This is a genomic window from Streptomyces sp. NPDC091271 (assembly GCF_044757505.1).
In the GTDB taxonomy this organism is placed as follows: Bacteria; Actinomycetota; Actinomycetes; order Streptomycetales; family Streptomycetaceae; genus Streptomyces.
The window spans coordinates 304,062-329,695 of sequence record NZ_JBIVVD010000001.1; the positions used below are offsets into that span (position 1 = coordinate 304,062).

Here is a 25,634-nt window from a genome sequence, read left to right on the forward strand (position 1 = left end):
GCGTACGGGACAACGCGCCCCGTCAGTTCCCCAGGTCCGCCAGCTGGTCGTAGCCCTGGATCGAGCGGGGGTCACGCGTGCCCGGGCCGACGTACGTCGCCGAGGGGCGCACCAGGCGGCCGGTCCGCTTCTGCTCCAGGATGTGCGCCGACCAGCCCGCCGTACGGGCGCAGCTGAACATCGACGTGAACATGTGTGCCGGGACCTCGGCGAAGTCCAGCACGATCGCCGCCCAGAACTCGACGTTCGTCGCCAGGACACGGTCCGGGCGGCGGGCGTGGAGCTCCTCCAGGGCCGCCTTCTCCAGGGCCTCCGCCACCTCGAAGCGCGGGGCGGCCAGCTCACGGGCCGTGCGGCGCAGGACGCGGGCCCGGGGGTCCTCGGCGCGGTAGACGCGGTGGCCGAAGCCCATCAGGCGCTCACCCTTGTCCAGCGCCTGCTTCACATAGGCCCTGGCGTCGCCCGTCCGCTCGATCTCCTCGATCATCCCGAGGACCCGCGAGGGCGCCCCGCCGTGCAGGGGGCCCGACATCGCGCCCACCGCCCCGGACAGCGCCGCCGAGACGTCCGCGCCGGTCGACGCGATGACGCGGGCGGTGAACGTGGAGGCGTTCATCCCGTGCTCGGCGGCCGACGTCCAGTAGGCGTCGACGGCCTTGACGTGCTTCGGGTCCGGCTCGCCGCGCCAGCGGATCATGAACCGCTCGACCACGGACTGCGCCTTGTCGATCTCGCTCTGCGGGACCATCGGCAGCCCCTGGCCACGGGCCGACTGGGCGACGTACGACAGGGCCATGACGGCGGCCCGCGCCAGGTCGTCACGCGCGGTCTGCTCGTCGATGTCGAGCAGCGGTTTCAGGCCCCACACCGGTGCCAGCATGGCCAGCGCGGACTGCACGTCGACGCGGATGTCGCCGGAGTGCACGGGGATGGGGAACGGTTCGGCGGGCGGCAGGCCGGGGTTGAACGCCCCGTCCACCAGCAGACCCCAGACGTTGCCGAACGACACGTGGCCGACGAGGTCCTCGATGTCGACACCGCGATAACGGAGCGATCCGCCTTCCTTGTCGGGCTCGGCGATCTCCGTCTCGAACGCGACGACTCCTTCAAGTCCGGGTACGAAGTCGGACATCGGGCGGCTCCCTCGACTCGGCGGCTGTATGACGGCCACAAAGGCCGGTCCACGCATACTGGCGGGTTACCACGACGCGGGGAAGGGTGACGTCGGGCACAGCCTCCCGGCTCGCGGACCGGCGATCGCGCCCCTCCCCGCAGGGATTCCGGCCCGCTGCGGCAGGATGGCCCCGTGCCCACAGCAGATGCCACTCCGTCTTCCGCTTCCGCCTCCTCTCGCGTTCCGTCATCCGATTGCACCACCGATCCGGCCGCGATGCGCGAGCAGTACCGCTCGGAGGACTTCGTGGAGCAGGACCTCGCCGCCGACCCGATGGACCAGTTCGCGCAATGGTTCCGCCAGGTCGCAGGGGGCGGCGCGCTCCACGAGCCGAACGCGATGGTGGTCTCCACGGCTGATTCCCGGGGCCGGCCGTCCTCCCGGACCGTGCTGCTGAAGCACTACGACGACCGCGGCTTCGTCTTCTTCACCAATTACGGCTCCCGCAAGGGCCGCGAGCTGACGGCGAACCCGTACGTCTCGCTGCTCTTCCCCTGGCACCCGCTCGCCCGCCAGGTCATCGTCACGGGCACCGCGGCCCGTGTCGGGCGGGAGGAGACGGTCGCGTACTTCCGCACCCGCCCCCACGGCTCCCAGCTGGGCGCCTGGGCCAGTGAGCAGTCGACGGTGGTCGGCTCCCGCCAGGAGCTGGTCGACCGCTACGAGGAGCTCGCCGCCCGTTACCCGGAGGGCGAGAAGGTCCCGGCGCCGCCGCAGTGGGGCGGATTCCGCGTCGTACCGGACGCGATCGAGTTCTGGCAGGGCCGCGAGAACCGGCTGCACGACCGGCTGCGCTACGTCCGGGAGAGCCCGGCGGCGGACTGGCGGGTGGAGCGACTCTGCCCGTGAGCGGTCAATCGGGGCCCGTCTCCGGGCCCCGATACGCAGAAACCCGCAGGCTCTGGTCCCTCCTTGCGGAGGAGCCGGCCGGACTTACCGGCGAGCCTGCGGGTCGGTGACTGCTTGGGTTTCGGCAGACAGCCTGCCGAGGTGCACAGTGTGCGACGACGGGCTGTCAGCCCGCAGCCACCTCACGAATCCGATAAGACTGCACTTTTCGGATCACCTCCTTTCAACGTGTGCCCACAGCCTAAGAACGTCCCCCGGCGCCACACAAGCGAATTAACGGATCCGTCGATGGACGCCGGATTTCGTGGAAGTGGCTGTGTGGTGGCTCACGTTCGAGTTCAATGGGTCTGACGTGCGGCAATGCGGAACCCGCAGCGGAATATGCCCTGCAGGAGGTACGGAGTGAGTGCTTCCAGAAGCACCGGGACCACCGACGCGCTCGGCCCCGACGAGGACCCCGGGCGGGAGCCCTCGGCGGTGGCGATCCCGGGGTCCCGGCTTCTCGCCGCGCTGCTCGACGGCATGGACGCCGCGCTCTGCGCGTTCGACGCCCACGGCACCATCACCCACTGGAACCGTGAGGCCGAGCGGATCCTCGGCTGGAGCGCCGCGGAGGCCGTGGGGCGGCGCGGCTTCGCGGGGTGGGCCGTGCGGAGCGCGGACGCGGAGGACGTGCAGGGGCGGCTGCTGGCGGCCATGGACGCGCCGGGGAGGCAGGTCCACGAATTCGCGCTGCTGCGCAAGGACGGCGGGCGCGTCCTCGTACGGACCCAGTCGTCCGGGGTGCGCGGCGAGGACGGGAAGCCCGCCGGGGTGTACTGCGCGTTCAGCGAGGTGCACGCGCAGATCGATCTGGAGCGGTCCATCGCGCTCAGCGAGGCCCTGTTCGAGGACGCGTCCTGGGGCGTCGTCGCCGTGGACGTCGACCTGCGTCCGACCGTGGTCAACGCGTACGCCGCCCGGGCGCTGGGCGGCGGGCGTACGACGCTGCTGGGGCGCCCGCTGGGTGAGCTGATCGTGCAGGGTGTCGAGGATCTGGAGGGGGCGCTGCAGCATGTTCTCGCCGAGGGAGCTCCGTCCGCCCCGGCCGAGCTGTGGGTGACCCTGCGGACCGCCGAGGGGGAGCGGCGGCGCTGTTGGCGCAGCGGGTTCCTGAGGCTGGCCTCGCCGCTGGCGGAGGAGCCCGTTCCGCTGGGGGTCGGCTGGCTGTTCCGGGACGTCACGGCGGCGAAGCTCGCGGAGCAGGACGCGGACCGGGTGCGTTTCCGCTCCAACCAGCTGCACCGGGCTGCGCGCCAGGCGGCGGAGTGCGAGGACCCCATGGAGGCGGCGACCACGTCGCTGGACTACGCCCTGGCGGGGTTCGCCGACCATGTGGTGGTCGACCTGATGGCGGATCTGGCGGCGGGGTGGAAGCTCGTACGGGCCGCGTCCACGCCGCCCGACGCGCCTGGTCCGTGTCTGCCGGTATCCGGGGGTTCGCTCCCGGTGCGGTACGGGCCGGGGCACCCCGCCCTCCAGGCCGTGGAGCGTATGGGTTCCGTGCGCGCCGTGGCGCCGGCCGGTGCGGGCGAGGCGTGGGCGGTGGAGCACCAGTGGCCGGGGGACTCGGTGCACGCCCTGTGCGCGGTGCTGCGGAGCCGGGGGCGGACGTTGGGTGTGGTGACGTTCCTTCGGGCGGCGAACCGGGGCGCGTTCGAGCGGCCCGACGTGACGTACGCGGAGAGTGTGGCGGTCCGGGTCGCCTCGGCGGTCGACCTGGCCCGGCTGACGGCCGGGCCGGGTGCCTGAAGGGCCTCGGCCCCCGTTGCCGGTCGGTCTCAGTGCCGGTCGGTCTCAGTGCCGGTAGAAGATGCGGTCGCCGTACTCCCGCATCACGCGCCCGTTCCACTCGTGGCCGCCGTCGACGTTGCCCGAGCGCAGCAGCGGCGGTTCGATGCCGCGGGCGACGAGCTCCTCCGCGGCGGTGGCCATCATGGCCTGCATCAGCGCGCTGGTGACGACGGTCGACGCGGGTGCGAACGGCGCCTCGACGCCCTCCACGCTCAGCTCCGCGTCGCCGATCGCGATCTTGCTGTCGAGCACGATGTCGCAGTGGTCCCGGAGGAATCCGCCTGAGACGTGCCGGGACCTGGTGCCCGTCGTGTACGCGACCGAGGTGACCCCGACGACCGTCAGCCCGAGAGCGCGCGCGTTCTGCGCCATCTCCACGGGCAGCGCGTTGCGTCCGGACAGGGAGATGATCACGAGGAGGTCGCCGGCCCGGGCCGGGCTGGAGTCGAGCACGGCGCTCGCGAGGCCGTCCACCCGCTCCAGCGCGGAGCCGAGCGTGGCGGGCATGACGTCGACGCCGACGGTGCCGGGTACGGCGAGCAGGTTCATCAGGGCCAGTCCGCCCGCGCGGTAGACGACGTCCTGCGCGGCGAGCGAGGAGTGCCCGGCGCCGAAGGCGAAGAGCCGCCCGCCCGCGGCGACGGTGTCGGCGATCGCGGCTCCCGCGGCGGCGATCGCTTCGGACTCCTCGTCGCGCACCCGCTCCAGCAGGCCGATCGCTGCGTCGAAGAACTGACCGGCGAGCTTGCTGTCGCTCATCGAGGAGACCTTTCCTGCGGAGGTGGGGGTCCGTGCGGTGCCCGTGTCGCGGATCACGTTGCGGTCTGGACCAGTGGGCTGTCAATAGCGCTCCGGACCGTCCGTCACCACGGACTCCCGACGGCGGGGCACGGTTGTCCGTGCTATGCGTCAGAATTGGTGGAGGGCCATCGCACGACGACTTCATGTCACAGCATCGAGGGGCACGTATGTCCGGACTGATCGACACAACGGAGATGTATCTCCGCACCATCCTCGAGCTCGAAGAGGAAGGCGTGGTCCCCATGCGCGCCCGGATTGCCGAACGGCTGGACCAGAGCGGTCCGACGGTCAGCCAGACGGTGGCGCGCATGGAGCGGGACGGCCTGGTCCAGGTCGCGGGAGACCGCCATCTGGAGCTGACCGAGGAGGGGCGTCGCCTGGCGACCCGGGTGATGCGCAAGCACCGGCTCGCGGAGTGCCTGCTCGTCGACGTCATCGGCCTGGAGTGGGAGCAGGTCCACGCGGAGGCGTGTCGCTGGGAGCACGTGATGAGCGAGGCGGTGGAGCGCCGGGTCCTGGAGCTGCTGCGGCACCCGACGGAGTCTCCGTACGGGAATCCGATCCCGGGCCTGGAGGAGCTGGGCGAGAAGGCCGAGGCCGATCCGTTCCTGGACGAGGGCATGGTCAGCCTGGCCGAGCTCGACCCGGGCTCGGAGGGCAAGACCGTGGTGGTGCGCCGGATCGGTGAGCCGATCCAGACCGACGCACAGCTGATGTATTCGCTGCGGCGGGCGGGCGTGCAGCCCGGTTCGGTCGTCAGCGTGACCGAGTCGGCCGGCGGCGTGCTGGTCGGATCCAGTGGTGAGGCGGCCGAGTTGGACGCCGAAGTCGCCTCGCACGTCTTCGTCGCGAAGCGCTGAGCAGGGCTTTTCCACCCACCGGTGGCCTGCCCGCAAGTGCAGGCGCCGGTGCGGATGCACGTGCAGATGTGAACCGGTAAGCCCGGTTTCTGTTTTCCGCCCGGAATCGCAGCGCCCGGGCGAAACGCGTGCCAGGCTGTGGCCAGGCCTATGACCTGAGGGTGCCGGCAGAGCCTGCCGGGCGGTCGGGGAGGGAGCAGGAAATGCGCCCGTCGCACTGGCACGTGCACCGTGAGGTGACTGCCGGACTTTCCCGCGCCCGTACGCCGGGCGCCCTCGCGCCTCCCGGGGTCGCCGCGCCCGGTGCCATGCATCCCGGCGCCATGTATCTCGGCGCCATGCGTTCCGGCGCCGCGTACCCCAGCGCCAGGTTTCCCCGCGCCATGACTTCCGGTGTCGCGTATCCCGGTTGGATGCCTTCCGGTGCCATGCCCCCCGGTGCTGCCACGGCCGTGCGGGGCGTTCGAATCGCCCCGGTGGGCCTCCGCGCCACTCCGGCGGCCGGCCGGGCGATCCCGGCGGTCCGCCCCGAGTGCGGATCCGTGCGTTCCCGAACAGGGGACGGCCCCGGCGCCCGAAGGTGCCGGGGCCGGTCCTCCCCTGCCCTGACCTGGAGCCCCGAGCTCTCGAGGTCAGTCTCCGCGGACCCCTGTCCCCGAGTGGTCCGCTTCCCGGAGAAGGTCTCCCCTGGGGAGCCGTCGTCAATCCTGAACCGCTGTCACTCAAACGTGGGATGTTGCGAGCCGGAAGCGAGTTTTCGAATAAAGGTTCGATAGTCTGGCACGCACGAACACACGGTGATCGAGGACCAGAAGGGGGTGCCAGAACCTATGGTGCGGCGCATCGATGTGACCGGATCGGACGGCGTACGCCTCGCGGCCTGGGAGTTCGCCGATCCGCCCAAAGGGCGCGCGGAGGCCGGGCACGCCCCCGGGATCTTAATGCTCCACGGGCTGATGGGCCGGGCCACGCACTGGGCCGCCACAGCCCGCTGGCTCTCCGAGCGCCACCGGCCGGTCGGTCTCGACCAGCGCGGTCACGGGCGCAGCGAGAAGCCGGCCGACGGCCCGTACACCCGCGACGCCTACGTCGCGGACGCCGAGGCCGCGATCGAACAGCTCGACCTCGGCCCGGTCACCCTGATCGGGCACTCGATGGGCGCGCTCACCGCCTGGCAGCTCGCCGCGAAGCGCCCCGATCTCGTCAACGCGCTGATCATCTGCGACATGCGGGCCTCCGCGCTCGGGGCGGCCTCGCAGCGCGAGTGGGCGGACTGGTTCAACACCTGGCCGCTCCCCTTCGCGACACTCGCCGACGTACGGAAGTGGTTCGGAGAGGACGACCCCTGGGTGGAGCGGCCCAACCCCTCCCGCGGTGAGTTCTTCGCCGAGGTGATGGCGGAGACCGCCGACGGCTGGCGGCCCGTCTTCTCCCAGGAGCAGATGCTGACGTCCCGGGCCACCTGGGTCTACGACGCCCACTGGGAGGAGCTGGCGCAGGTGCGCTGCCCCACCCTGGTCCTGCGCGGGATCGACGGGGAGCTGGGCAGGGCCGAGGCCCAGGAGATGGTCCGCGTCCTGCCGCGCGGGCAGTACGCCGAGGTGGAGGACGCCGGCCACCTCGTCCACTACGACCGGCCCGAGGGCTGGCGCCGGGCGGTGGAGCCCTTCCTGGAGCGCCTCACCGACGGCTTCCGGGACGACCGGGAGGCCGTCAGCCCCTGATCCCGGACGCCCCGCCCCCGTGAGCCGGTCCCTCAGCCCTTGCTGACCGCGGCCAGGATCTCCGGGAGCCGGTCCGCCGTGCGCGGCGCCGCCAGCCGCACGCCCAGCCATCCGATGAGCGCGCCGTAGACCGCTCCCACCGGCAGCAGCAGCCACAGCTGGTCCTGACGGTCCGCCACGTGCAGCCAGATCGTCAGACCGATCACCGGCCCGCTGAGCACCGCGGCCGCGACCATGCCGCCGAAGATGGAGATCCAGGCGAGCCCGGCCTGCCCCGGCACGACGTTCTTGAACGCCCCGTCCTGAGGGATCGAGTACGGGAACAGAGCCGAAGCCAGCGCCCCCGTCGCCAGCATCGCGCCCAGCAGGGCGAACGACAGCCCCATGACCCCCGGCAGCGCCGTCCAGTCCCCGAGCACCGCCGCGGTCACCACCGTCACCAGGACCGTGTACGGCAGGGTGATCAGCAGCAGTGCCAGCGCACGCGCCCGGAGTTCGAGATAGGCGTCCCGGGTCGAGGAGACCGACAGCGCCACCATCCAGAAGGCGGAGGTGTCCTGCCCGAACTGGTTGTACATCTGCATGCCGAGCATCCCGGCCGCGAAGCACGCGAAGTAGACCGACCCGGACCCCTGCACCGCGTTGAGCACGGGCACGATCAGGCCGATCGCCAGGGCCGTCACCCAGGACGCCTTGGTCTTCGGGTCGCGTACGACATACCTCAGGCTGCGCTCCATCACCGTGCCCGTGCGTCCCTCGGGCAGCAGCGAGAAGAGCCCGGAGCGCTCGGTGCCCGACCGGCGGGCCGACGGCTCGGCGGCGGCGAGCGTGGAGCCGTCCGGGGACGTCATCAGCTTCACCAGGCTCCGCTGCCACAGCCACATCAGGCCGCCCAGCGCGAGCACCGAGACCAGCAGCTGGCCGAGCGCCGCCCCGTACGAACCCTCCGAGGCGGACCCCACGGCGCCGAGGGCCGAGGCCGGTGGCAGCCAGCGCACCACCTCCGCGACCGGTTCCAGCGAGGACAGCCCGCCCGCCCGGCCGAGGCGCTGGGCGCCGAAGTTGACGAACTGGATGCCCACCGCGATCACCAGCCCGCTGAGCACCGCGAGGTCGCGGCCCTTGCGCGAGGTCAGCAGCCGGATGTTGGCCGTGGCGACGGACCGCGCCAGCGCCACACAGACCAGCAGCGTCAGAGGCACGGCGACCACCCCGAACACCACCGCGGCGGCGCCGTGCGCCACCGCGATCACCGAGCCGAAGGCCAGGGCGAGTGTGAAGAGCGGGCCGATGCCGATCAGCGAGGCCACCAGCAGCGCCCCGATCAGGGGGCGGGGCCGCAGCGGCAGCATCACCAGCCGGCTCGGGTCCAGGGTCTCGTCGCCGCTCGGGAAGAACAGAGGCATCACCGCCCAGCCCACCGCCACCACCGCGGTCAGCAGCACCACCAGGGTGCCTGCCTGGGCGTGGCCGCGGAGCGCGATCAGGCCGATCACCTGGGCCGCCGCGAAGAGCAGGGTGACGACGAGCGAAGCGACATAGGCGGCCCGGCGCCCGGACGACTGGCGCAGTCCGTTGCGCAGCAGCGTCAGCTTGAGCCGTACGAAGACGGGGACGATGCCCTGGCCGGGTACGGCAGGGACGGCGGAACCGGCGGGGGCGTCCAGCACCGTCATCGGGCACCGCCGAGCCAGTCCAGGGAGTCCCCGGTGTCCCGGGCGCCCGCGCCGACCAGTTCCAGGAAGGCGTCCTGGAGGGAGGCGGCTTCGCCGCGTACCTCGGTGAGTGTGCCCTGGGCGCGGATCCGCCCCGCCGCCATGACGGCCACCCAGTCGCAGAGGGACTCGACGAGCTCCATCACATGGCTGGAGAAGACCACGGTCGCGCCGGAGCGGGTGTAGCGCTCCAGGACCCCCCGGATGGTCTGCGCCGACACCGGGTCGACACCCTCGAAGGGCTCGTCGAGGAACAGCACTTCGGGGTTGTGCAGCAGGGCGGACGCCAGTCCGATCTTCTTCCGCATCCCGGTCGAGTAGTCGACGACCAGCTTGTCCTGCGCCCCCGCGAGATCCAGCACGTCGAGCAGCTGGGTGGCCCGCTTGTCGACCTCGGCCCCCGGAAGCCCGCGCAAACGCCCGGTGTAGCCGAGGAGTTCACGCCCGGAGAGCCGTTCGAAGAGCCGCAGACCCTCCGGCAGGACCCCGATCCGGGCCTTCACCTCGACCGGGTCGCGCCACACGTCGTGACCGCCGACCTCGATCCGGCCCATATCGGGCCTGAGCAGCCCGGTCACCATCGAGAGGGTGGTCGTCTTCCCCGCACCGTTCGGGCCCACCAGGCCGATGAACTTGCCGGCCGGCAGCTCGAGATCGATCCCGCCGACCGCGATCTGCTCCCCGAACCGCTTCCAGAGCCCCTCGACCCGCACGGCTGGTGGTGGGGTCGCCGCCACACCCGCCGTGTCCGTCCTGCTCGTGCTGTCCGCCTGGTCCGGCATGGCACTGCCTTTCGATATCCCCACGTGTGGGGACCACCCTACGAAAGACGTGTCCGGGCGTCGGCCGTTTCCCGGGCGCAGGCGTACGCGAGCGGACTGATCAGCTCTTCCGCGTCGGGCAGCCAGAGATCGGCGCGGGAGGGCCTCCGGGCCCACTGCACGGCACCGCGCCCGGCCACCCGGGTCGGCGGCGCGGCCACGTAATGGCCCTCGCCAACTGCCGTCAGGCCGATCGTCCCGGCGTCCCAGCCCAGTTGCCGCACGAGCTCGGGTGCCTTGGCGGCCGCGCCCGGCAGGACGAGGAACAGCATCCGGCGGTCCGGGGTCCGGGTCACCGGGCCGAGCGTGAGGCCCAGGCGCTCCATCCTGGCGAGGGCCAGGAAGCCGGCGGACTCCGGTACGTCCAGGGCGTCGAAGGTCCGGCCCGCGGGCAGGAGGACCGACGACCCGGGCTGCCTGGCCCACATCCGGCGGGCCGCGGCGGCGCTGCCGGTCGCCTGGCCCGCCCAGTCCGGCCGGGTGGGATGGGCTCCGGGGGCGGCGCAGCCGGCGTCACCGCACGAGCAGCGCTCCGTCCCCCCGGCGGCCACGAGCCAGGTGCCCGGGAACACGTCCCAGTGCCGTTCCTGGGCGTACCAGGCCGCGGCCTCGAGCAGCTGTTCACTGCGCTGTCGGGGGATCCGGGCGGCTTCCGTCACTCCGATGGGCTCTTCCACGCCCCGCTCAACTCCCGCCGTCACCAGGGGTTACGGGCGTGCGTGCGCCCTTCGAGAGGGATCGATCCTGCACGCGGGGCGCACGGATGCACGGCCGGGGGCGCGTAGGAGGAAACGCACCGATGTGAGGGTAACCAGGTGCAGGACTGTGCCAACTCGGCACGACTCGTACCCGATACAGATGAATATGCGCATTTCTCGTGCCGTGCCGGGCAGTGATTCCCGCACCGAATCACTGCGGTCTCAGGGGGAAATATGGCAGCCAGGCCTCTCGTCGCCCGTCAGCCGAACGAACGGCTCCAGACGCTCATCCAGGAGGCGGCGTGTTCCAACGCCGGTCTCGCCCGCCGGGTGAACATGGTCGGCGCGGAGCGAGGGCTCGATCTCCGCTACGACAAGACGTCCGTGGCCCGCTGGCTGCGCGGACAGCAACCACGCGGCAGGGCGCCGGGGATCATCGCCGAGGCGATCGGCCGGAAGCTCGGCCGCACGGTCACGATCGACGAGATCGGCATGGCCAACGGCAAGAGCCTGGCCTCCGGCGTCGGCCTGCAGTTCGCGCCCACCGTGCTCGGCGCCGTCGAGCAGGTCTGCGAACTCTGGCGCAGCGACGTGGGCCGCCGCGACCTGCTGTCCGGATCGGCGGTGGCCGCCTCCGCCCTGGTCGAGCCCAGCCGCGACTGGCTGATCACGGGCGCCGACCCGCAGGTGGCGCGGACGTCGGGGAACCGGGTCGGCATGCCGGACGTGGAGGCGGTGCGGGCGATGACGGCCGCGCTCGTCGACCTCGACCACCGCTTCGGCAGCGGGCATGTACGTCCCGTCCTGGTGCACTACCTCAACAGCGTGGTGTCCGGGCTCCTTTCGGGTTCGTACCGCGAATCGGTCGGCCGGGAGCTGTTCGGCGCGGTCGCAAGACTCACGGAGCTCGCCGGGTACATGGCCGTGGACACCGGCCAGCCGGGTCTGGCCCAGCGGTACTACATCCAGGCGCTGCGCCTTGCCCAGGCCGCGGGTGACCGGGCGTACGGGGGGTATGTGCTGGCAGCGTCGATGAGCCATCTCGCGGCGCAGCTCGGCAATCCGCGTGAGATCGCCCAGCTGGCGCGGGCCGCGCAGGAGGGCGCGCGGGGACGCGTGACCCCCCGGGCGGAGGCGATGTTCCATGCGGCGGAGGCCCGGGGACACGCGCTGATGGGCGATGCCCGCACCTGCCAGGCCGCTGCGGGCCGTGCGCTGGCCGCCCTGGAGCAGGCCGACCCGGAGAAGGGTGACGACCCGGCCTGGATCACGCACTTCGACGCGGGCTACCTCGCCGACGAACTGGCGCACTGCCACCGGGACCTGGGGCAGGCCGAGCCGGCCGCCCGGCGGGCGAAGGAGGCCCTGGCGGCACTCCCGGAGTCCCGGACCCGGCGCCGGGGCATCGGCCTGGTGCTGCTGGCCTCGGCGCAGGTGCAGCACCGTGAGGTGGAGCAGGCGTGCCACACGGGGCTGCGGGCGATGGAGCTCCTCGGGACGGTGCGCTCCAGCCGGGGCGCCGAATATCTCGATGACCTCCAGCAGCGCTTCGAGCCGTACGCGGACGAGCCGGCGGTCCGCGAGTTCGGCGCCAGGCTGGAGCTCCAGGCCGCCTGACCGGCGTCTTCGGCGAGTTGACCATGAACAGCGCCGTGGGGGCCCCAGACGTTACCCCCTGTGTGAAGGGGTCGTGAGGCTGTCGGGCGCTTGGCGCGGGGCTCCGGGCACCCGGTAGCGTGAGCCGACGATTCCATAGGTTCACACGTAGGAGTCCCGGTGACGCAGAGCGGACAGGGTGACGAGCCGCAGCTTCCCGCTGTACGGCACGCCCACGAAGGTGTCGTGCTGCCCGCGGAGGGCGGTGCCCCCTGGAACGCGGGGGGACCGGCGGGCGGGCAGCCGGACCAGGCCGTCCCCGCGGGCGGGCAGCCGTGGGGCCAGCCCTGGGGGCCGCAGGCCGCGCACCAGGACGGCCCGCCACCGGGGCAGCTGCCGCCGGAGCAGCAGTACCAGCAGCAGGGCGGGTACCAGCAGCCGCAGCACGGGCAGTACCAGCAGCCTCAGCACTACGCGCCCCAGCAGGGCGGGTACCAGCAGGACTCCTACCAGCAGCACCAGCAGCACCAGCAGCAGCCGTACGCCCAGCCCCTGCCGCCCGAGGCCGCCGCGCCCGGGCAGGGCATGGGGCACGGCGGGGACGCGGACGCCACGCAGTACATCGCGCCGGTGCCCGGCGGCCCTCTCCCCGGGGGGCTGCCGCCCGAGCGACCGGCGGAGTCCACCCGTTACCTGGGGCAGTCCGCCGCCGGGCAGCCGTCCGACGCCGACGCGACCCAGTACATACCCCCGGTCCCCGGCGGCGCTCCGTACGGAATCCGGCCGGGAACCCCGGGCGAGCGACAGCCGCCCGCGGAGTTCGACAGCCTCTTCCGCAGCGACGAGCCCGCGGGCGGCACGCAGCAGATGCCCCGCTTCGACGGGCCGCCCCAGCAGCAGCGCCCCCAGCAGCCGTACCAGCCCCACGCGGGTGCGCCGCAGCCGCCGCAGGGCGCCCAGCCCTACCGGTCGGACCCGCAGGGCTTCCACGGCGGGCACGGGGGGAACGGCCCGGAGGAGCCGGGCCAGGGCGGTGACGCGCCGCGCAGGCGGTCCGCGCACATCCCGCTGATCGCCGCCGTCGTCGTCGGCTGTGCCGTCATCGGGCTCGGCGCCGGCGCGCTGATGAGCGGGGGCGACGACAGCCCCTCGGACGACAAGCAGCCGGTGGCCTCGCAGAGTTCGCCCGCGTCGGAGGCCTCCGAGAAGGCGGCGGACGACCCCGCGCAGCCCCAGGCCGTGGAGCTCGACAAGCTGCTCGCGGACAGCAACAACAGCCGCTCGGCGGTGATCGGCGCGGTGGAGAAGATCAAGGCCTGCAAGGCACTCGACCAGGCGGTCACCGATCTGAAGGGCGCCGCCGCGCAGCGCCGGGATCTCGTGACCCGGCTCGAGGCGCTGAGCGTCGACCAGCTCCCCTCCCACGACAAGCTGAAGACCTCCCTGACCAAGGCCTGGCAGGCGTCGGCGGAGGCCGACGACCACTACGCCACGTGGGCGAGCCAGGCCAAGAACAGCAAGAAGGTCTGCAAGGGCGGCAAGGCCGGATCGACCGACGCGACCGCCAAGGCCGCCGCGTCGAGCAGCGACGCCACCATCCAGAAGCGCACGGCGTCGGGGCTGTGGAACAAGATCGCGCAGAAGTACGGGCTGACCGAGCGCGCCCCCACGCAGCTCTGACGCGGCGGCCTCCGACCCCGGTGCTCACCGGGGCCGGAGGCCGGGGCGGACGCCGGGGCGGAGGCTCTCGAACGAGGCCGGTGAGCGCGCGTCAGCCGCCGGACCGGGCGTTCACGAGGGTCTCCGTCACATCCACGAAGCCCTTCTTCGCGGCGGTGAGACGCCCGTCGCGGACCACCTGGAACGTCACCCGTCCGTTGACGATGCGCCCGTAGGCCGCCGTGCCGACCATGTCCTGGAAGCGCCAGCGCAGGACCGGGGTGAGGCCGCCGGTGTCCACCTCGGTGCCGCGGTTGAGGCTGACGGAGATCCCGCCCGCCGTGATGTCGGTCCGGTCCATCGCCTCGACGACCGCCTTGAGCGCGGTGTACGCGATCCAGGTCGTCTGTACGCCCGTGTCCTCGGGATCGATCCGGTTGTCCCCGAAGGCGTACTCCGCGACCACGTCACGCATCTCGTTCCAGCGGGCGTCGCCGGACGCCGGGTACCAGCCGGTGACGAGAGCCCCCTCGAAGGGACTCTCCGCGCCGCCCGACCGGTTGATGAGGCCCTGGCCGACGCTGCCGAGCACGGACGAGATCCGCACGCCGCTGTCCTCGGGTTCGAGCCGGCGGAAGGAGTCGAAGAACGTCTCCGTCCCCTTGCCGAGCACCGCCGTCACACAGCCGTCGTCGGCCTGGGCGAGGGCCTTGGCCGCCTCGGAGTCGTACGACGTGGCCTCCTCGGCCGCGCTGATGTCGTAGGAAGCGGGGCGGTCGCTCCGGCTGAGACTCGTGTCGAGGAGCCCGGGCATGGTGTCGCCGACCAGGGTGTCGGGCCGCACGAGCGACACCCGATCGCAACTGGCCGCCAGCTGCTCGCCGTTGCCCGCGACGAGTGCCGGCTGGCCGCCGTTGACCGGGTAGGAGAGATAGCTGGTGAACTCGTCGGCGGAGGCGCCGTACCCGCCGATGTACGGGATCCCGGCCGCCTCCAGCGGCGCCAGGAACGCCCGCCCGTACCTGCTGTACGAGCCGACGACCGCCGCCACGTCCTCGTCGGCCGCCCGCCGGGCGCACTTCGACGCACCGGTCGCGGTGTCCTGCTCGTTGCAGGTGAGGACCCGCAGCTCGTGCCCGTCGATCCCGCCCTTCTCGTTGATCCAGCGGGCGTAGGTCCTGGCCATGGCCGGCATGCCCGCCATGTTCACGGTGTCGGCTCCGGTGGTGTCGGGGGCCCACGTCATCACGGTGACGGGCTCCCTGGAGCCCCCCGAGACTCCAGGGAGTACACCGCAGCCGGATATCAGCAGTGCCCCGGCCGCCACCGATGTGAGGAGCCTGTGGGGGCGGGGGGAGGTGACGCGTCGCCATCCGGTCATGGGCATGAACTTTTGCGGTTCACGGGTAACGCCACAGCGTGCTCCGGTCAACACAGGGTGACCTGGAGGTGAATTACGGGGGGCCGCGCACGGCCCCGGCGAGGGAACGTACGATCGGCAACCGTGCAGCAAGGTTCGGAGAACACTTCCCGTCGCGGCCGTCGCTCCTCCACCATGGGCGGCATGCCGCTCAATGACATGCCGTGGTGGCGCTGGCGCAGCAACGTGCGCTCGGCGCTGCACATGCTCTCCGACCCCGTCTTCCATCACGAGTGCTGGCTGGCCGGCCGGGAAGGGTACGGCGACGTCACCGACGCCGTGTACCGCCTGGTCGAGGACACCTGGCTGGACAACTGGTCCGCCGAGAAATACGTCGGGACGATCTTCCGCGACTCCGCCGAGGCCGCCCTCGTGGACGTCGCCGCCCTGCGGGTGCTGCGCATCATGCACCAGATAGGCGCCGACGCCCCCGTCCCCGCCTATCTGGAGCACCCGGGCTGGCAGGATGCGGTCGTGGCCGCCCGCGAGGCCCATGTGATGCTCGCCACCAACGACGGCGAGGACCCCGACACCCCGCCGCGGTCCCTGGACGTGCTCCGCATCATGACCAGATCGGCGTGACCTGCGGAGGGTGTGGCACCCTACGGGAATGACCGCGCCGCAGCCCGCCGAATCCGTATCCGCTGCCTCGGACACCGTCGCCGAGCAGTACGTCCTCACGCTCTCCTGCCCCGACAAGCAGGGCATCGTGCACGCCGTGTCGAGCTACCTCTTCATGACCGGCTGCAACATCGAGGACAGTCAGCAGTTCGGCGACCACGACACCGGTCTCTTCTTCATGCGCGTCCACTTCTCGGCGGACGCCACGGTGACCGTGGACAAGCTGCGTGCCAGCTTCGCCGCGATCGGGGACGCCTTCCGGATGGAGTGGCAGATCCACCGGGCGAGCGACCGGATGCGGATCGTGCTGATGGTCAGCAAGTTCGGGCACTGCCTCAACGACCTGCTGTTCCGCTCCCGCACCGGCGCCCTGCCGGTCGAGATCGTGGCGGTCGTCTCCAACCACACCGACTTCGCCGAGCTCGTCGCCTCGTACGGCGTCCCCTTCCGGCACATCCCCGTGAACAGGGAGAACAAGCCGGAGGCCGAGGCGCAGCTGCTGGAGCTGGTCCGTGGGGAGAACGTCGAACTCGTCGTCCTGGCGCGCTACATGCAGGTGCTCTCGGACGATCTCTGCAAGCAGCTGAGCGGCCGGATCATCAACATCCACCACTCCTTCCTGCCGAGCTTCAAGGGCGCCAAGCCGTACCACCAGGCCCATGCTCGCGGTGTGAAGCTGATCGGCGCGACGGCGCACTACGTGACCGCCGACCTCGACGAGGGGCCGATCATCGAGCAGGAGGTCGAGCGCGTGGGGCACGGCGTCACGCCGGACCAGCTCGTCGCCGTGGGGCGTGACGTGGAGTGCCAGGCGCTGGCCCGCGCCGTCCAGTGGCACGCGGAGCGGCGCATCCTGCTCAACGGCCGCCGTACGGTCGTCTTCCCGTAGGGATTCAGAGCCGGCTGAGGGAGGCCGCGGCGGACAGGACGTCGCGGATCGCCTCGCGGTCGCCCTCCTGGCCCGCCGCGGCTTCCACCGGCAGCACATGACCGGCGACCAGCCGGCAGAACTCCACCCCGTCGAGCGCGACCTGCGCGACCGTGTGGGCGGGGGAGCCGAGGGCGGCCGGGGAGTCCAGCGCGATGTACCAGTCGCCGCCACCGCGGCCCTCGACCTCCAGGTGGAGGGAGCGGCCCGGTGAGCCGGCGGTGACCAGGTGGCGGGCAGGTGCGGCCAGCCCCGCGCGGCGGCGCTCGGCCAGGGTGGCGGGCAGCAGCCGGGCGGCCAGGTCGATCATCCGGTGGAGATGGGCGGCGGCGGGCGGCTCGTACGGGTAGTCCACCGCGTCCGCGATGTCACCGCCGTGCACCCAGCACTCGAAGGCCCGCTCCAGGAGCGAGTCCTGCAGCGGGAGGGCGAAGCCGCCGTACGGGACGGAGAGCTCCGAGACGCCGCGGCCGGCGAACGACACCGTACGGACGAGGGAGTGACTCTGGTCACGCCAGGGCTCCCGCACGGCCCGGGTGGGCGGCCGGTGGGCGGCCGACCAGAACGCCTCGGTGCGCGCGGTGGGCGGCAGGGGTTGGTCGCCCTTCCCGAGCGGGTCGTCCAGGCCGAGGGCCTTGGAGACCAGACCGTCGACCGCCATGAGGTGGCTGATCACCCCGGCGACCGTCGTCTTGCGGTTCACCTGGCGGTCGTCCTCGAACCACTTCAGCCGCACCGGCGCGTGCCACTCAGAGTCGCCGATGTCCCGGAGCAGCGCGTCGAGCCGTGCGGTCTCCGCGTCGTACGGCGCGGCCCACGCCGGCACGGGGATGCGCGCGGGGCGGCGGCCCAGACAGCCCTCCAGGACCCGGGACCGGAGCATCGGGTCCAGGTCCAGGGTGCCGTCGCTGTGCAGCAGACCCACCGCGTCGCGCAGCCGCAGCGCCTCGTCGGCGCAGGGCGCGCACGAGGTGAGGTGCTCCTCGACGGCCGCCGTCTCCTCGGCGGAGCAGGCGGCCAGGGCCCAGGCGCCGAGGAGGGACTTGAGCACCTTGTGGGGCAGCGGTGGGGCGGGCGGTCCCGGAGGATCCGGAGGCCCGGGCGGTCCCGGAGGATCGGGAGGTGCCGGTGGTTCGGGCGGTTCCGAGCCGCCGGGCCGGACCGGGGGCAGCCTCTCCCGGTCGTCCGCGGCTGCCCTCGGCCCCGGTATGCGCCGCTCGACCGGCTGCTCCCCGTCGCGTCCGCCGTTCACGGCGTCGGCCCGTATCCGGGAGGCGCGGAGTCGGCCGACGGCCGGGTGTTCGCGGTGGCGAGCAGCTGGAGGCCGAGCCGCAGCCGGCGCCTGGCCTCGTCCCCGGTGACACCGAGGTCTGCGGCGGCCTGCCGGTAGTCCCGGCGCTGGACGTACGCGAGCTCCAGGGCGGCGCGCAGCGGCGCGGGCATGGAGGCGACGATGTAGTCGGCCCGGGCCGCCGCTGTGGCCTTGAGCACCCGGTGCTCCAGCTCCTCGGCCCGCGCTTCAGCGTCGGGCCCGTCGGCCTCACCGTGCGTGCTGCGGATCCGCTGCACGGACCGGCGGTGTGTGAGCCGTGCCACCCAGGAGCGCATGGAGCCGTGCTTGGGGTCGTACGCGTCGGGGTTCTCCCAGACGTAGCCGAAGACCTCCCGCGTCACCTGGTCCGCGGCGTCCTCGTCGTCCAGCATGCGGTGGGCCTGGCTGTGCACGAGGGCGGCGAACCGGTCGTAGAGCTCACCGAGGGCGGCCGCCTCGCCACGCGCCAGCCGCTGCTGCATCCGGCGGTCCCAGCGCGGTGGTGCGTCCTTCGCCATCCAGCCCCCAGCCCTGTGCCTTTCGTCATGCCGAATGTAGTCGGCGGCCTGGTCCGGACACGTGCCTTTACGGCAAGTACGTCCCTCAAGTGGCGCCGAATGATAGGGAACGCTTCGCCCCTTGCCCTTTCCTGACCGCGTAAACGATCCTGAAGCGATCATTTCTGGATGAAACCTGTGCCAGGCCGGTGGGCGGAAAGGTGTTTCACGGGGCGGGTACGCGGGCAGCCGCGAGGAGGAACGGAAACTTCCGGATCCTCCGGAGCCCCGGAACGAGAGGCCGAGTCGCGTGACGCTGAAGGTGTACGAGACCGAGCAGGACGCGTGGACGGTGCTGCGGATCCACGGCGAACTCGACCTCGTGAGCTCACCTGTCGTGCGTCAGTCCGTCCACGGGGCGGTGGCCGCGGGCCGGCACGACGTGGTCCTCGACCTCTCCGGCGTCCTCTTCTGCGACTCCAGCGGTGTCGGCGTCCTGATCGCCTCCCGACGCCTCATGAAGTCCTGCGGCGGCCGGCTGCGGCTCATCCTCCCGGCCCGCGGTGCGGTCGACGGTTCGCACGTCAACAAGGTGCTCGGCGCCCTCGGGGTACGCCGGCTCTTCGACGTCTACCCCGACTCGGACGCGGCCACCGACGACGACTCCCAGCCCCTCACCGCCTGAAACGCCGGACCGGCGCGAAATTGTCACACCCCTGCCGACCATCGGTGACACGTGACGCCGCTCGGCGTCGTACGCTCCCCGCATGGACAGCGCAGAGTACGAGCGCAAGATCGCACACCGCTTCGCCGCCTTCGACCAGGACGGCAACGGCTACATCGATCGCGCCGATTTCAACGCCGCGGCGGCCCGTCTGCTCACCGAGTTCGGTACGACGGCCCGCTGCGACCGGGGCCAGTCCCTCTACACGGGCGCCGAGGCCTTCTGGCAGGGCATGGCGGGCATCGCAGACGTGGACGGGGACCAGCGCGTCACCCGGGAGGAGTTCGTCGGCGGGGCCGTGAAGCGGCTGCGTGACAACCCCGAACGCTTCGCGGAGATCGCGCGCCCCTTCCTGCGTGCGGCGCTCACCGTCGCCGCCGGCAAGGACCCCGAGGGGGCCGGGCCCGCCTCGGCGCCGGTCGCCGCGGTGGAGCGCGCCCTGCGGGTGCTGGGCGCCGCGGACGACATCGCGAGCGTCGCGGCCCGGAGCCTGGACACCGACCAGGACGGCCGGATCGCCGAGACGGAGGCGGTCGCCGCCTTCTCCGCGTACTTCACCGTGATCGAGCCCGACGCGTAGCCCGCGCGGGCGAAACCGGCGCGCAGCCACCGTGATCGCCCGCGACCGCGCGTCAACACGCCCAACGACATGAGCAGTTCGAGCCCTTCCGCGGCCCGGCTCGGGGTGCGCCCCGGCCGGGCCGCGGTGCGGGGTCAGGGGTGGTCGTGGCTGACCGGGGGCGTACGGCCCGTGCGGATCGGGTGACGCAACGCATCCGGATCCCGGGTGTGCGGCCGGGGCGAGCGGTCACCGGGCGGAGTCGCGGGCCCGCGCTCGGGTACGCTCCGTTGGATGCGAGTGGTACTGGAAGCGGAGGATCCGGGTACGGCCCCTGTGGCCGCCCCGGGCGGCGCGCGGTGCCCTGCTCGTGACCCACGGAGCTGCGACGGGCCTGCCGGGGACTCGGTCCCCGGGGTGCCGGTGCGCTTCTGTTCGACTCTCCGCAGCGCGCGTCGCACAGTATGGACCACGCGTACTCCTTCGCGCTGGAATATGCCCGAAGCGCTTGTTGCGGTGACTGTACGTCAACCATGCTGTCTCGCACGGGAGTCACGTTCCGTGACTCCGAGGAGGCGCTAGGCGATGTGTCCGCCGGTTCGGATGGTGTGAGCGGTGCAGGTGCTTCAGGTTCAGCTGGAGGTCGGGCCGGATCCCGCGGAGGTGGGGCGGGCCCGCAGATGGGCGCGGTCGCGGCTGATCGGGTCCGGGATGGAGGACGACGAGCCGCTCGCGGAGACTCTGATCCTGCTGATCTCGGAGCTCGTCACCAACGCGGTGGTCCACACGGGCTGTCCGGCCGTGCTGCGGATGCTGTTCGGCTCGGCGAGTCCGGCCGGTTCGGCGGGGACGGTGCGGGTCGAGGTGGCCGACACCAGCTGCCGTCCGCCCCAGCCGCGTCACGCGGAAGGTGAGGACACCAACGGCCGCGGCCTGGAGCTGGTGGACGGCCTGGCGGACCGCTGGGGCTGGCAGCCGGAGGGCGCGGGCAAGCGGATCTGGTGCGAGATCGACCGGGGCGGACCGGTGATGGTCCCGGTGATCCAGGAGCAGCCCGGAGACCGGGCCAACGCCTGAGGACACCGCCCGGTGCGCTCCTCAGCGCCCCGGGGCCGTCGAGCGGAACGTCCGCCGGTAGACCGTGGGCGACACCCCCAGCGCGGCCTGCACATGCTGCCGCAGCGAGGTGGCCGTACCGAAGCCGGCGTCCCGTGCCACCTGGTCGATCGAGAGGCCCGTGGACTCCAGCAGCTGCCGCGCCCGCTCGACCCTCTGCCGGGTGAGCCACTGACCCGGGCTGATGCCGACCTCCTCGCGGAAGCGGCGGGTGAAGGTGCGCACGCTCATCGACTCCTGCCGCGCCATGTCGCGCAGCAGGATCGGTTGTTCCAGCCGTCCCAGCGCCCAGGTCCGCGCGGCCGTCGTCGTGGCGAGCCCCGCCTCGGGCAGCGGACGCCGGATGAACTGCGCCTGACCGCCGTCGCGGTGCGGGGGCACGACGGTGCGGCGGGCGATGTCGTTGGCGACGGCGGTGCCGTGGTCGCGGCGCACGATGTGCAGACAGAGATCGATCCCGGCGGCCACACCGGCCGAGGTCAGGACGTCGCCGTCGTCGATGAACAGGACGTCCGGGTCGACGCGGACCTTCGGGAAGAGCCGCTGGAAGTGTTCGGCCGAAGCCCAGTGGGTCGTGGCGGGCCGCCCGTCGAGGTATCCGGCGGCGGCGAGGACGTAGCCGCCCGTGCAGATGGATACCATACGGGTCCCCGGCCTGATGTACGCGAAGGCGGCGGCCAGTTCGCCGGTGAGCCGGCCCTCCTCGTGGACGGGGCCGAGTTCGTACGAGGCCGGGACGACGACGGTGTCGGCGGTGGCGAGCGCCTCGGGGCCGTGCTCGGCCACGATGCTGAAGTCGGCGTCGGTGCGGACCGGGCCCGGCGGGCGCACGGAGCAGGTCACGACGTCGTACAGCCTCTCGCCCGCGCCGGGCGTCTCCGTGCTCAGTGTGCGGCCGAAGATGCGTTGCGGGATGCCCAGTTCGAAGGGGATCACTCCGTCCAGGGCGAGCACGACGACGCGGTGGCGCATCTGGGCTCCCGTTCTCCCACGGATTGGGCCTGACCGGCTACGGACTGATAAACGTACCGGCCATGAAGGAAATGCCGGCTGCCCGCTCATCTGTTCCCCGGTCCGCCCTCGTCCGCGCGGCGGCCGCGGCGGCGGCGCTCGTGACCGTGGCCGCCGGCCTCGGCGTGCGTTCGGCGGCGAGCGGGGACGTGGCGAAGTACGCAGGCGACGCGCTCTACACCGTGCTGATCCACGCCCTGGTGGTCCTCCTCGTGCCCCGCGTGCGGCCGCTGACGGCCGCGGGCGCCGCGCTGGCCTTCAGCTGGGCGGTGGAACTGGCCCAGCTCACCGGCGTACCGGCCGGGCTGGCGCAACGGAGCGCGGTGGCACGGCTGGTGCTGGGCTCGACGTTCAACGCCCCGGATCTCCTCTGGTACGGGGTGGGAGCGGCCCTGGCCTGGGCCGTCCACAGCCTCCTGCCGTCCGGGCGCTCCCTCGCGCGGTCCTGACCCCGGTGGCCCGATCCCTGCGAAGGGTGTCTCCCCGGCCACTCGTCCGGGGGTGGCCGGGGGCCGGATGCTGGTCGGCGTGAACCGGACAACCGACAGCGCGACGATCGAGCGCGCCCCCCGCCGCCGCCGCTCCCTCCCGCGGATACACCGTGCGTGGATCGTCGCCGCCGTCACCTTCGTGACGATCATCGGCGGAGCGGCCTTCAACTCCCTGCCCGGTCTCCTCATCGAGCCCCTCAACAAGGACTTCGGCTGGACGTACGGCGAGATCGGCCTCGCCGTCTCCCTCGACATGGCGCTGTACGGCCTGTCGGCGCCGTTCGCGGCCGCGCTGATGGACCGGTTCGGTATCCGCCGGGTCGTGGTCGTCGCACTCGGCGCGGTCGCGGCCGGGGCGCTGGCGAGCGTCTGGATGACGGCGTCCTGGCAGCTGATGCTCTACTGGGGCCTGCTCGTCGGGCTGGGCACCGGCTCGATGGCGATGGCGTTCTCGGCGACCGTCACCAACCGCTGGTTCGTGGCCCGGCGCGGTCTGGTGACCGGAATCCTGACCGCGGCCGGCGCCTCCGGTCAGCTGGTCTTCCTTCCGCTGTGCGCCTGGATCATCGACAGGCACGGCTGGGAGCCGGCCTCGGTGACGGTCGCGCTGGCGGCTCTCGTCGTCGTCCCGTTCGTCTGGCTCCTGATGCGTGACCATCCGGCCGATGTGGGGCTCGCCCCGTACGGCGGCACCTACGTGGAGAAGCCGGCACCCGCGACGGGTGCCGCGGCACGCACCGTGCGTGTCCTGTTCGACGCGGCCCGCACGGGCCCGTTCTGGCTGCTGGCGGGCTCGTTCGCGATCTGCGGTGCCTCCACGAACGGCCTGATCCGCACCCACTTCGTGCCCTCGGCCCATGACCACGGCATGGAGATCACCGCGGCGGCCTCGCTGCTGGCCGTCATCGGCGTCTTCGACATCATCGGCACGATCTTCAGCGGCTGGCTCACGGACCGCTTCGAGGCCCGCAGGCTGCTGGCCGTCTACTACGCCCTGCGTGGGATCTCGCTGCTGTTCCTGCCGATGCTGATGGCGCCGACGGTGCAGCCGTCGATGGTCTTCTTCATCGTCTTCTACGGACTGGACTGGGTCGCGACGGTCCCGCCGACACTGGCCCTGTGCAGGGAGCAGTACGGCGACGACAGCGCGATCGTCTTCGGCTGGGTCCTGGCATCGCACCAGGTGGGGGCGGCCCTGGTGGCGTTCCTCGGCGGGGTCGTACGAGACGTGACCGGCTCGTACGACCTCGTCTGGTACGCCGCGGGGGCCCTCTGCGCGACGGCGGCCCTGATGGCCCTGGTGATCCGCCGCAAGGGGACGGCCCCGGTGCCGGCGGCCGTCCGCTGAGGGGCCGCGGTCAGCCCGTCCTCGCCACGCGCGCGGCTATCTTCCGCGCGTCCAGCGCCATCTCGCGGAGCATCCCGCTGATCGGGTTGGTGAAGCCCGTGAAGTAGAGGCCCGGCGCTCCGTCCGGGGTGCGGGCGCCGTGCACCACGGGGCGGCCCCGGGAGTCCAGTACGCCGAGGTGGCCGACCAGGTCCTCCAGGGCGCGGTCGTATCCGGTGGCCGCGATCACGGCGTCCGGGGTGATCCGGGTGCCGTCGGCCAGTGCCACGGCGTCCCCGTCGAACGACTCGACCGCTGCCACGGGCACCACCCGGCCGCGCTTCACCGCGTCGATCAGACCGACGTCCTGGACGGGGATCGCGCCCTCCTTGACCCGGGAGTACAGGCCCGTGTCGGGGCGGGGGAGGCCCTGTTCCGCCAGGTCGGGGACGGAGACGCGGCACATCACGCTCCCTGCCCGGTCGACGAGTCCGACCGGCAGCCTGCGGACCAGGACGGCGGTGGCCTGGGCGGGCCAGCCCGCCGTGGAGCGGCGCACGATGTGCGGGGTCGTGCGGACCGCGATCCGCACCCTGGACGCGCCGCCCTCGACCAGGTCCACGGCGATCTCGGCGCCCGTGTTGCCGATACCGACGACGAGGACGTCCTTGCCGGCGTACGGGGCCGGGCCGCGGTACCGCGCGGCGTGCACCAGCTCGCCGGTGAAGTCCTCGCGGCCGGGCCACAGGGGGATCCGCGGAGTGTGGTTGAAGCCGGTGGCCACCACCACCGCCCGCCCGGTGAGCACCCGGCCGCCGGTCGCGCTCAGCTGCCAGCCCGTTCCGTCGGCGGTCCGCTCGATCCGGGAGACCTCGACGCCCGTCACCACTTCCAGCTCGTGGTACTCGGCGTACTTCTCCAGGTAGCGCACCATGTCGTCGCGCGACACCCAGCGCCCGAACCGGCGGGGCATCGCCAGCCCGGGGAGTGCCGACCAGCGCCGGGTCGTGTGGAGGTGCAGCCGGTCGTAGTGGTTGCGCCAGGACGTCCCGACGCGGCCGGACTTCTCCAGCACCACCGCTCGTACGCCCTGTTCCCGCAGGGCCGCCGCGGCGGCGAGACCGCCCGGGCCGCCGCCGATCACATAGACCGGCCGGCCGTCGGTGCGGTCGATGGAGGCGGGCAGGGCTTCACCGGAGGCGGGGGTCGATTCGGGCATGGTTCGGAGCGTAATAGGACATGGACATGATGGGTTCCGGTCCGGGCGGGAATCGGTTGCAAAATGATCACGGGACGCGGCTGCGGCCTTCACAACCCGGGAGCGCCCCACACCGGGAACCATCGCGAGAGGTCGCCCTCCACCCGGAGGTCGTCGCCGAGTGTGGCGCGTACCTGGAGTTCCAGCTGGTTGTCGCGCTTCTCGCCGCCGCCGGGGGCCGGGGCGAAGGGATAGAACGTCCCCCTCTTGTAGAGGTAGACGAGGGCCAGCGAACGTCCCTCCGGGTTCCGGAACCCGATCATCGAGCAGAGCAGATGCGGGCCGAAGCCACCGTCCTGGAGGAGGGTGTTGACCGCGTGCAGGTCATTGACCAGGGCGGCCGTGTCATCGGGTTCCTGACGGGCGAGCAGCCAGGTGTAGCCGTAGGTGTCCCGGCTGAATTCGACCGGGACCCCGCCCCGCCCCGTGTCCGCGTCGAGCAACTCCCGGACGTCCTGCTGGACACGGGCGAACGTGCCGCCCTCCACCCCCGCGAAGCACACCGACCCGAGCCCGGTCGGCGTGAAACCGGTGCCGGCCTGGAGGGTGAGCGCGGCCGACGGCACGGCGAAGAGCTGGTCGAGGTCGGGACGGGCCGGTTTGCTGCGGCCCAGGATGCTGTCGAGCAGGCCCACGGAAG

General features: G+C 72.3%; 24 protein-coding genes. 13 read left to right on the plus strand and 11 right to left on the minus strand.

All coding sequences use genetic code 11. The annotated features are described in order from the left end of the window. Positions 1–22 precede the first annotated feature (22 nt). Positions 23–1,132, minus strand: a complete 1,110-nt coding sequence (locus ACIQM3_RS01540) for a citrate synthase 2 (protein WP_401617335.1) — start codon at positions 1,130–1,132, stop codon at positions 23–25. 258 nt (positions 1,133–1,390) lie between these two features. On the opposite strand from ACIQM3_RS01540, the gene pdxH reads away from it, so the two are divergent. Both pdxH and ACIQM3_RS01550 read left to right on the plus strand, forming a co-directional pair. Further along, positions 1,391–2,023, plus strand: coding sequence for a pyridoxamine 5'-phosphate oxidase (pdxH, locus tag ACIQM3_RS01545; RefSeq protein ID WP_401617338.1), 633 nt, complete (start codon positions 1,391–1,393; stop codon positions 2,021–2,023). A 402-nt stretch (positions 2,024–2,425) separates the two neighbouring features. Then, on the plus strand, positions 2,426–3,814 hold the full coding sequence (locus tag ACIQM3_RS01550; protein WP_401617341.1) for a PAS domain-containing protein: 1,389 nt from the start codon (positions 2,426–2,428) through the stop codon (positions 3,812–3,814). A gap of 45 nt (positions 3,815–3,859) precedes the next feature. Here ACIQM3_RS01550 and ACIQM3_RS01555 read toward each other — a convergent pair whose 3' ends face one another. Beyond that, on the minus strand, positions 3,860–4,615 hold the full coding sequence (locus ACIQM3_RS01555; RefSeq protein ID WP_401617343.1) for an SIS domain-containing protein: 756 nt from the start codon (positions 4,613–4,615) through the stop codon (positions 3,860–3,862). A gap of 209 nt (positions 4,616–4,824) precedes the next feature. Between ACIQM3_RS01555 and ACIQM3_RS01560 the strand changes: the two genes are divergently transcribed. After that, positions 4,825–5,517 carry a metal-dependent transcriptional regulator gene (locus ACIQM3_RS01560; protein ID WP_393757682.1) on the plus strand — a complete coding sequence of 231 codons (693 nt, stop codon included), beginning with the start codon at positions 4,825–4,827 and terminating at the stop codon, positions 5,515–5,517. A gap of 830 nt (positions 5,518–6,347) precedes the next feature. Next, entirely contained in the window at positions 6,348–7,241 is an 894-nt protein-coding gene (locus tag ACIQM3_RS01565) for an alpha/beta fold hydrolase (RefSeq protein ID WP_401619925.1), read from the plus strand. A 32-nt stretch (positions 7,242–7,273) separates the two neighbouring features. Here ACIQM3_RS01565 and ACIQM3_RS01570 read toward each other — a convergent pair whose 3' ends face one another. The 3 genes from ACIQM3_RS01570 to ACIQM3_RS01580 are packed head-to-tail and all read right to left on the minus strand — an operon-like array spanning position 7,274 to position 10,454. After that, positions 7,274–8,917 (minus strand): transporter, encoded by a 1,644-nt coding sequence (locus tag ACIQM3_RS01570; protein ID WP_401617345.1) that lies wholly within the window; start codon positions 8,915–8,917, stop codon positions 7,274–7,276. Beyond that, positions 8,914–9,738, minus strand: a complete 825-nt coding sequence (locus ACIQM3_RS01575) for an ABC transporter ATP-binding protein (RefSeq protein ID WP_401617348.1) — start codon at positions 9,736–9,738, stop codon at positions 8,914–8,916. Before ACIQM3_RS01575 ends, ACIQM3_RS01570 begins: the two co-directional genes overlap by 4 nt. A gap of 38 nt (positions 9,739–9,776) precedes the next feature. After that, positions 9,777–10,454 carry a bifunctional DNA primase/polymerase gene (locus ACIQM3_RS01580; protein WP_401617351.1) on the minus strand — a complete coding sequence of 226 codons (678 nt, stop codon included), beginning with the start codon at positions 10,452–10,454 and terminating at the stop codon, positions 9,777–9,779. Positions 10,455–10,709: 255 nt separating this feature from the next. On the opposite strand from ACIQM3_RS01580, the gene ACIQM3_RS01585 reads away from it, so the two are divergent. Next, complete coding sequence (locus ACIQM3_RS01585; RefSeq protein ID WP_401617354.1) at positions 10,710–12,092, plus strand: transcriptional regulator; 1,383 nt, start codon at positions 10,710–10,712, stop codon at positions 12,090–12,092. Between the two features lie 159 nt (positions 12,093–12,251). Then, positions 12,252–13,751: a hypothetical protein gene (locus tag ACIQM3_RS01590; RefSeq protein ID WP_401617357.1), complete on the plus strand. Its 1,500-nt coding sequence runs from the start codon at positions 12,252–12,254 to the stop codon at positions 13,749–13,751. Positions 13,752–13,842: 91 nt separating this feature from the next. Here ACIQM3_RS01590 and ACIQM3_RS01595 read toward each other — a convergent pair whose 3' ends face one another. Then, positions 13,843–15,111 carry an ABC transporter substrate-binding protein gene (locus tag ACIQM3_RS01595; protein ID WP_401617360.1) on the minus strand — a complete coding sequence of 423 codons (1,269 nt, stop codon included), beginning with the start codon at positions 15,109–15,111 and terminating at the stop codon, positions 13,843–13,845. Positions 15,112–15,285: 174 nt separating this feature from the next. Between ACIQM3_RS01595 and ACIQM3_RS01600 the strand changes: the two genes are divergently transcribed. Beyond that, positions 15,286–15,732 (plus strand): hypothetical protein, encoded by a 447-nt coding sequence (locus tag ACIQM3_RS01600; protein ID WP_401619927.1) that lies wholly within the window; start codon positions 15,286–15,288, stop codon positions 15,730–15,732. 28 nt (positions 15,733–15,760) lie between these two features. Further along, on the plus strand, positions 15,761–16,660 hold the full coding sequence (gene purU, locus ACIQM3_RS01605; protein ID WP_401617363.1) for a formyltetrahydrofolate deformylase: 900 nt from the start codon (positions 15,761–15,763) through the stop codon (positions 16,658–16,660). Between the two features lie 4 nt (positions 16,661–16,664). Here the strand turns inward: purU and ACIQM3_RS01610 are convergent, their stop codons facing one another. Both ACIQM3_RS01610 and ACIQM3_RS01615 read right to left on the minus strand, forming a co-directional pair. Beyond that, entirely contained in the window at positions 16,665–17,951 is a 1,287-nt protein-coding gene (locus tag ACIQM3_RS01610; RefSeq protein ID WP_401617365.1) for a maleylpyruvate isomerase N-terminal domain-containing protein, read from the minus strand. Then, complete coding sequence (locus tag ACIQM3_RS01615) at positions 17,948–18,529, minus strand: RNA polymerase sigma factor (protein ID WP_401617368.1); 582 nt, start codon at positions 18,527–18,529, stop codon at positions 17,948–17,950. Before ACIQM3_RS01615 ends, ACIQM3_RS01610 begins: the two co-directional genes overlap by 4 nt. A 289-nt stretch (positions 18,530–18,818) precedes the next feature. Here ACIQM3_RS01615 and ACIQM3_RS01620 point away from each other — a divergent pair, with 289 nt between their 5' ends. The 3 genes from ACIQM3_RS01620 (at position 18,819) to ACIQM3_RS01630 (ending at position 20,868) form a co-directional block, all read left to right on the plus strand. Beyond that, positions 18,819–19,193 (plus strand): STAS domain-containing protein, encoded by a 375-nt coding sequence (locus ACIQM3_RS01620; protein ID WP_401617371.1) that lies wholly within the window; start codon positions 18,819–18,821, stop codon positions 19,191–19,193. A gap of 82 nt (positions 19,194–19,275) precedes the next feature. Further along, entirely contained in the window at positions 19,276–19,812 is a 537-nt protein-coding gene (locus ACIQM3_RS01625) for an EF-hand domain-containing protein (protein WP_401617374.1), read from the plus strand. 594 nt (positions 19,813–20,406) lie between these two features. Next, positions 20,407–20,868, plus strand: coding sequence for an ATP-binding protein (locus ACIQM3_RS01630; protein ID WP_401512790.1), 462 nt, complete (start codon positions 20,407–20,409; stop codon positions 20,866–20,868). Between the two features lie 21 nt (positions 20,869–20,889). On the opposite strand, the gene ACIQM3_RS01635 is transcribed toward ACIQM3_RS01630, so the two are convergent. Beyond that, complete coding sequence (locus ACIQM3_RS01635) at positions 20,890–21,879, minus strand: GlxA family transcriptional regulator (protein ID WP_401617377.1); 990 nt, start codon at positions 21,877–21,879, stop codon at positions 20,890–20,892. Positions 21,880–21,941: 62 nt separating this feature from the next. Here ACIQM3_RS01635 and ACIQM3_RS01640 point away from each other — a divergent pair, with 62 nt between their 5' ends. Together ACIQM3_RS01640 and ACIQM3_RS01645 are read left to right on the plus strand one after the other, a co-directional pair. Then, positions 21,942–22,367, plus strand: coding sequence for a DUF2809 domain-containing protein (locus ACIQM3_RS01640; RefSeq protein WP_401617379.1), 426 nt, complete (start codon positions 21,942–21,944; stop codon positions 22,365–22,367). A 79-nt stretch (positions 22,368–22,446) separates the two neighbouring features. Next, complete coding sequence (locus ACIQM3_RS01645; RefSeq protein WP_401617382.1) at positions 22,447–23,757, plus strand: MFS transporter; 1,311 nt, start codon at positions 22,447–22,449, stop codon at positions 23,755–23,757. 10 nt (positions 23,758–23,767) lie between these two features. Here the strand turns inward: ACIQM3_RS01645 and ACIQM3_RS01650 are convergent, their stop codons facing one another. Both ACIQM3_RS01650 and ACIQM3_RS01655 read right to left on the minus strand, forming a co-directional pair. Then, the gene (locus ACIQM3_RS01650) at positions 23,768–24,955 is read right to left on the minus strand and encodes a flavin-containing monooxygenase (RefSeq protein ID WP_401617385.1); all 1,188 of its coding nucleotides are present in this window, start codon (positions 24,953–24,955) and stop codon (positions 23,768–23,770) included. A gap of 89 nt (positions 24,956–25,044) precedes the next feature. Beyond that, positions 25,045–25,629, minus strand: coding sequence for a hypothetical protein (locus tag ACIQM3_RS01655; RefSeq protein WP_401617388.1), 585 nt, complete (start codon positions 25,627–25,629; stop codon positions 25,045–25,047). Positions 25,630–25,634 lie beyond the last annotated feature (5 nt).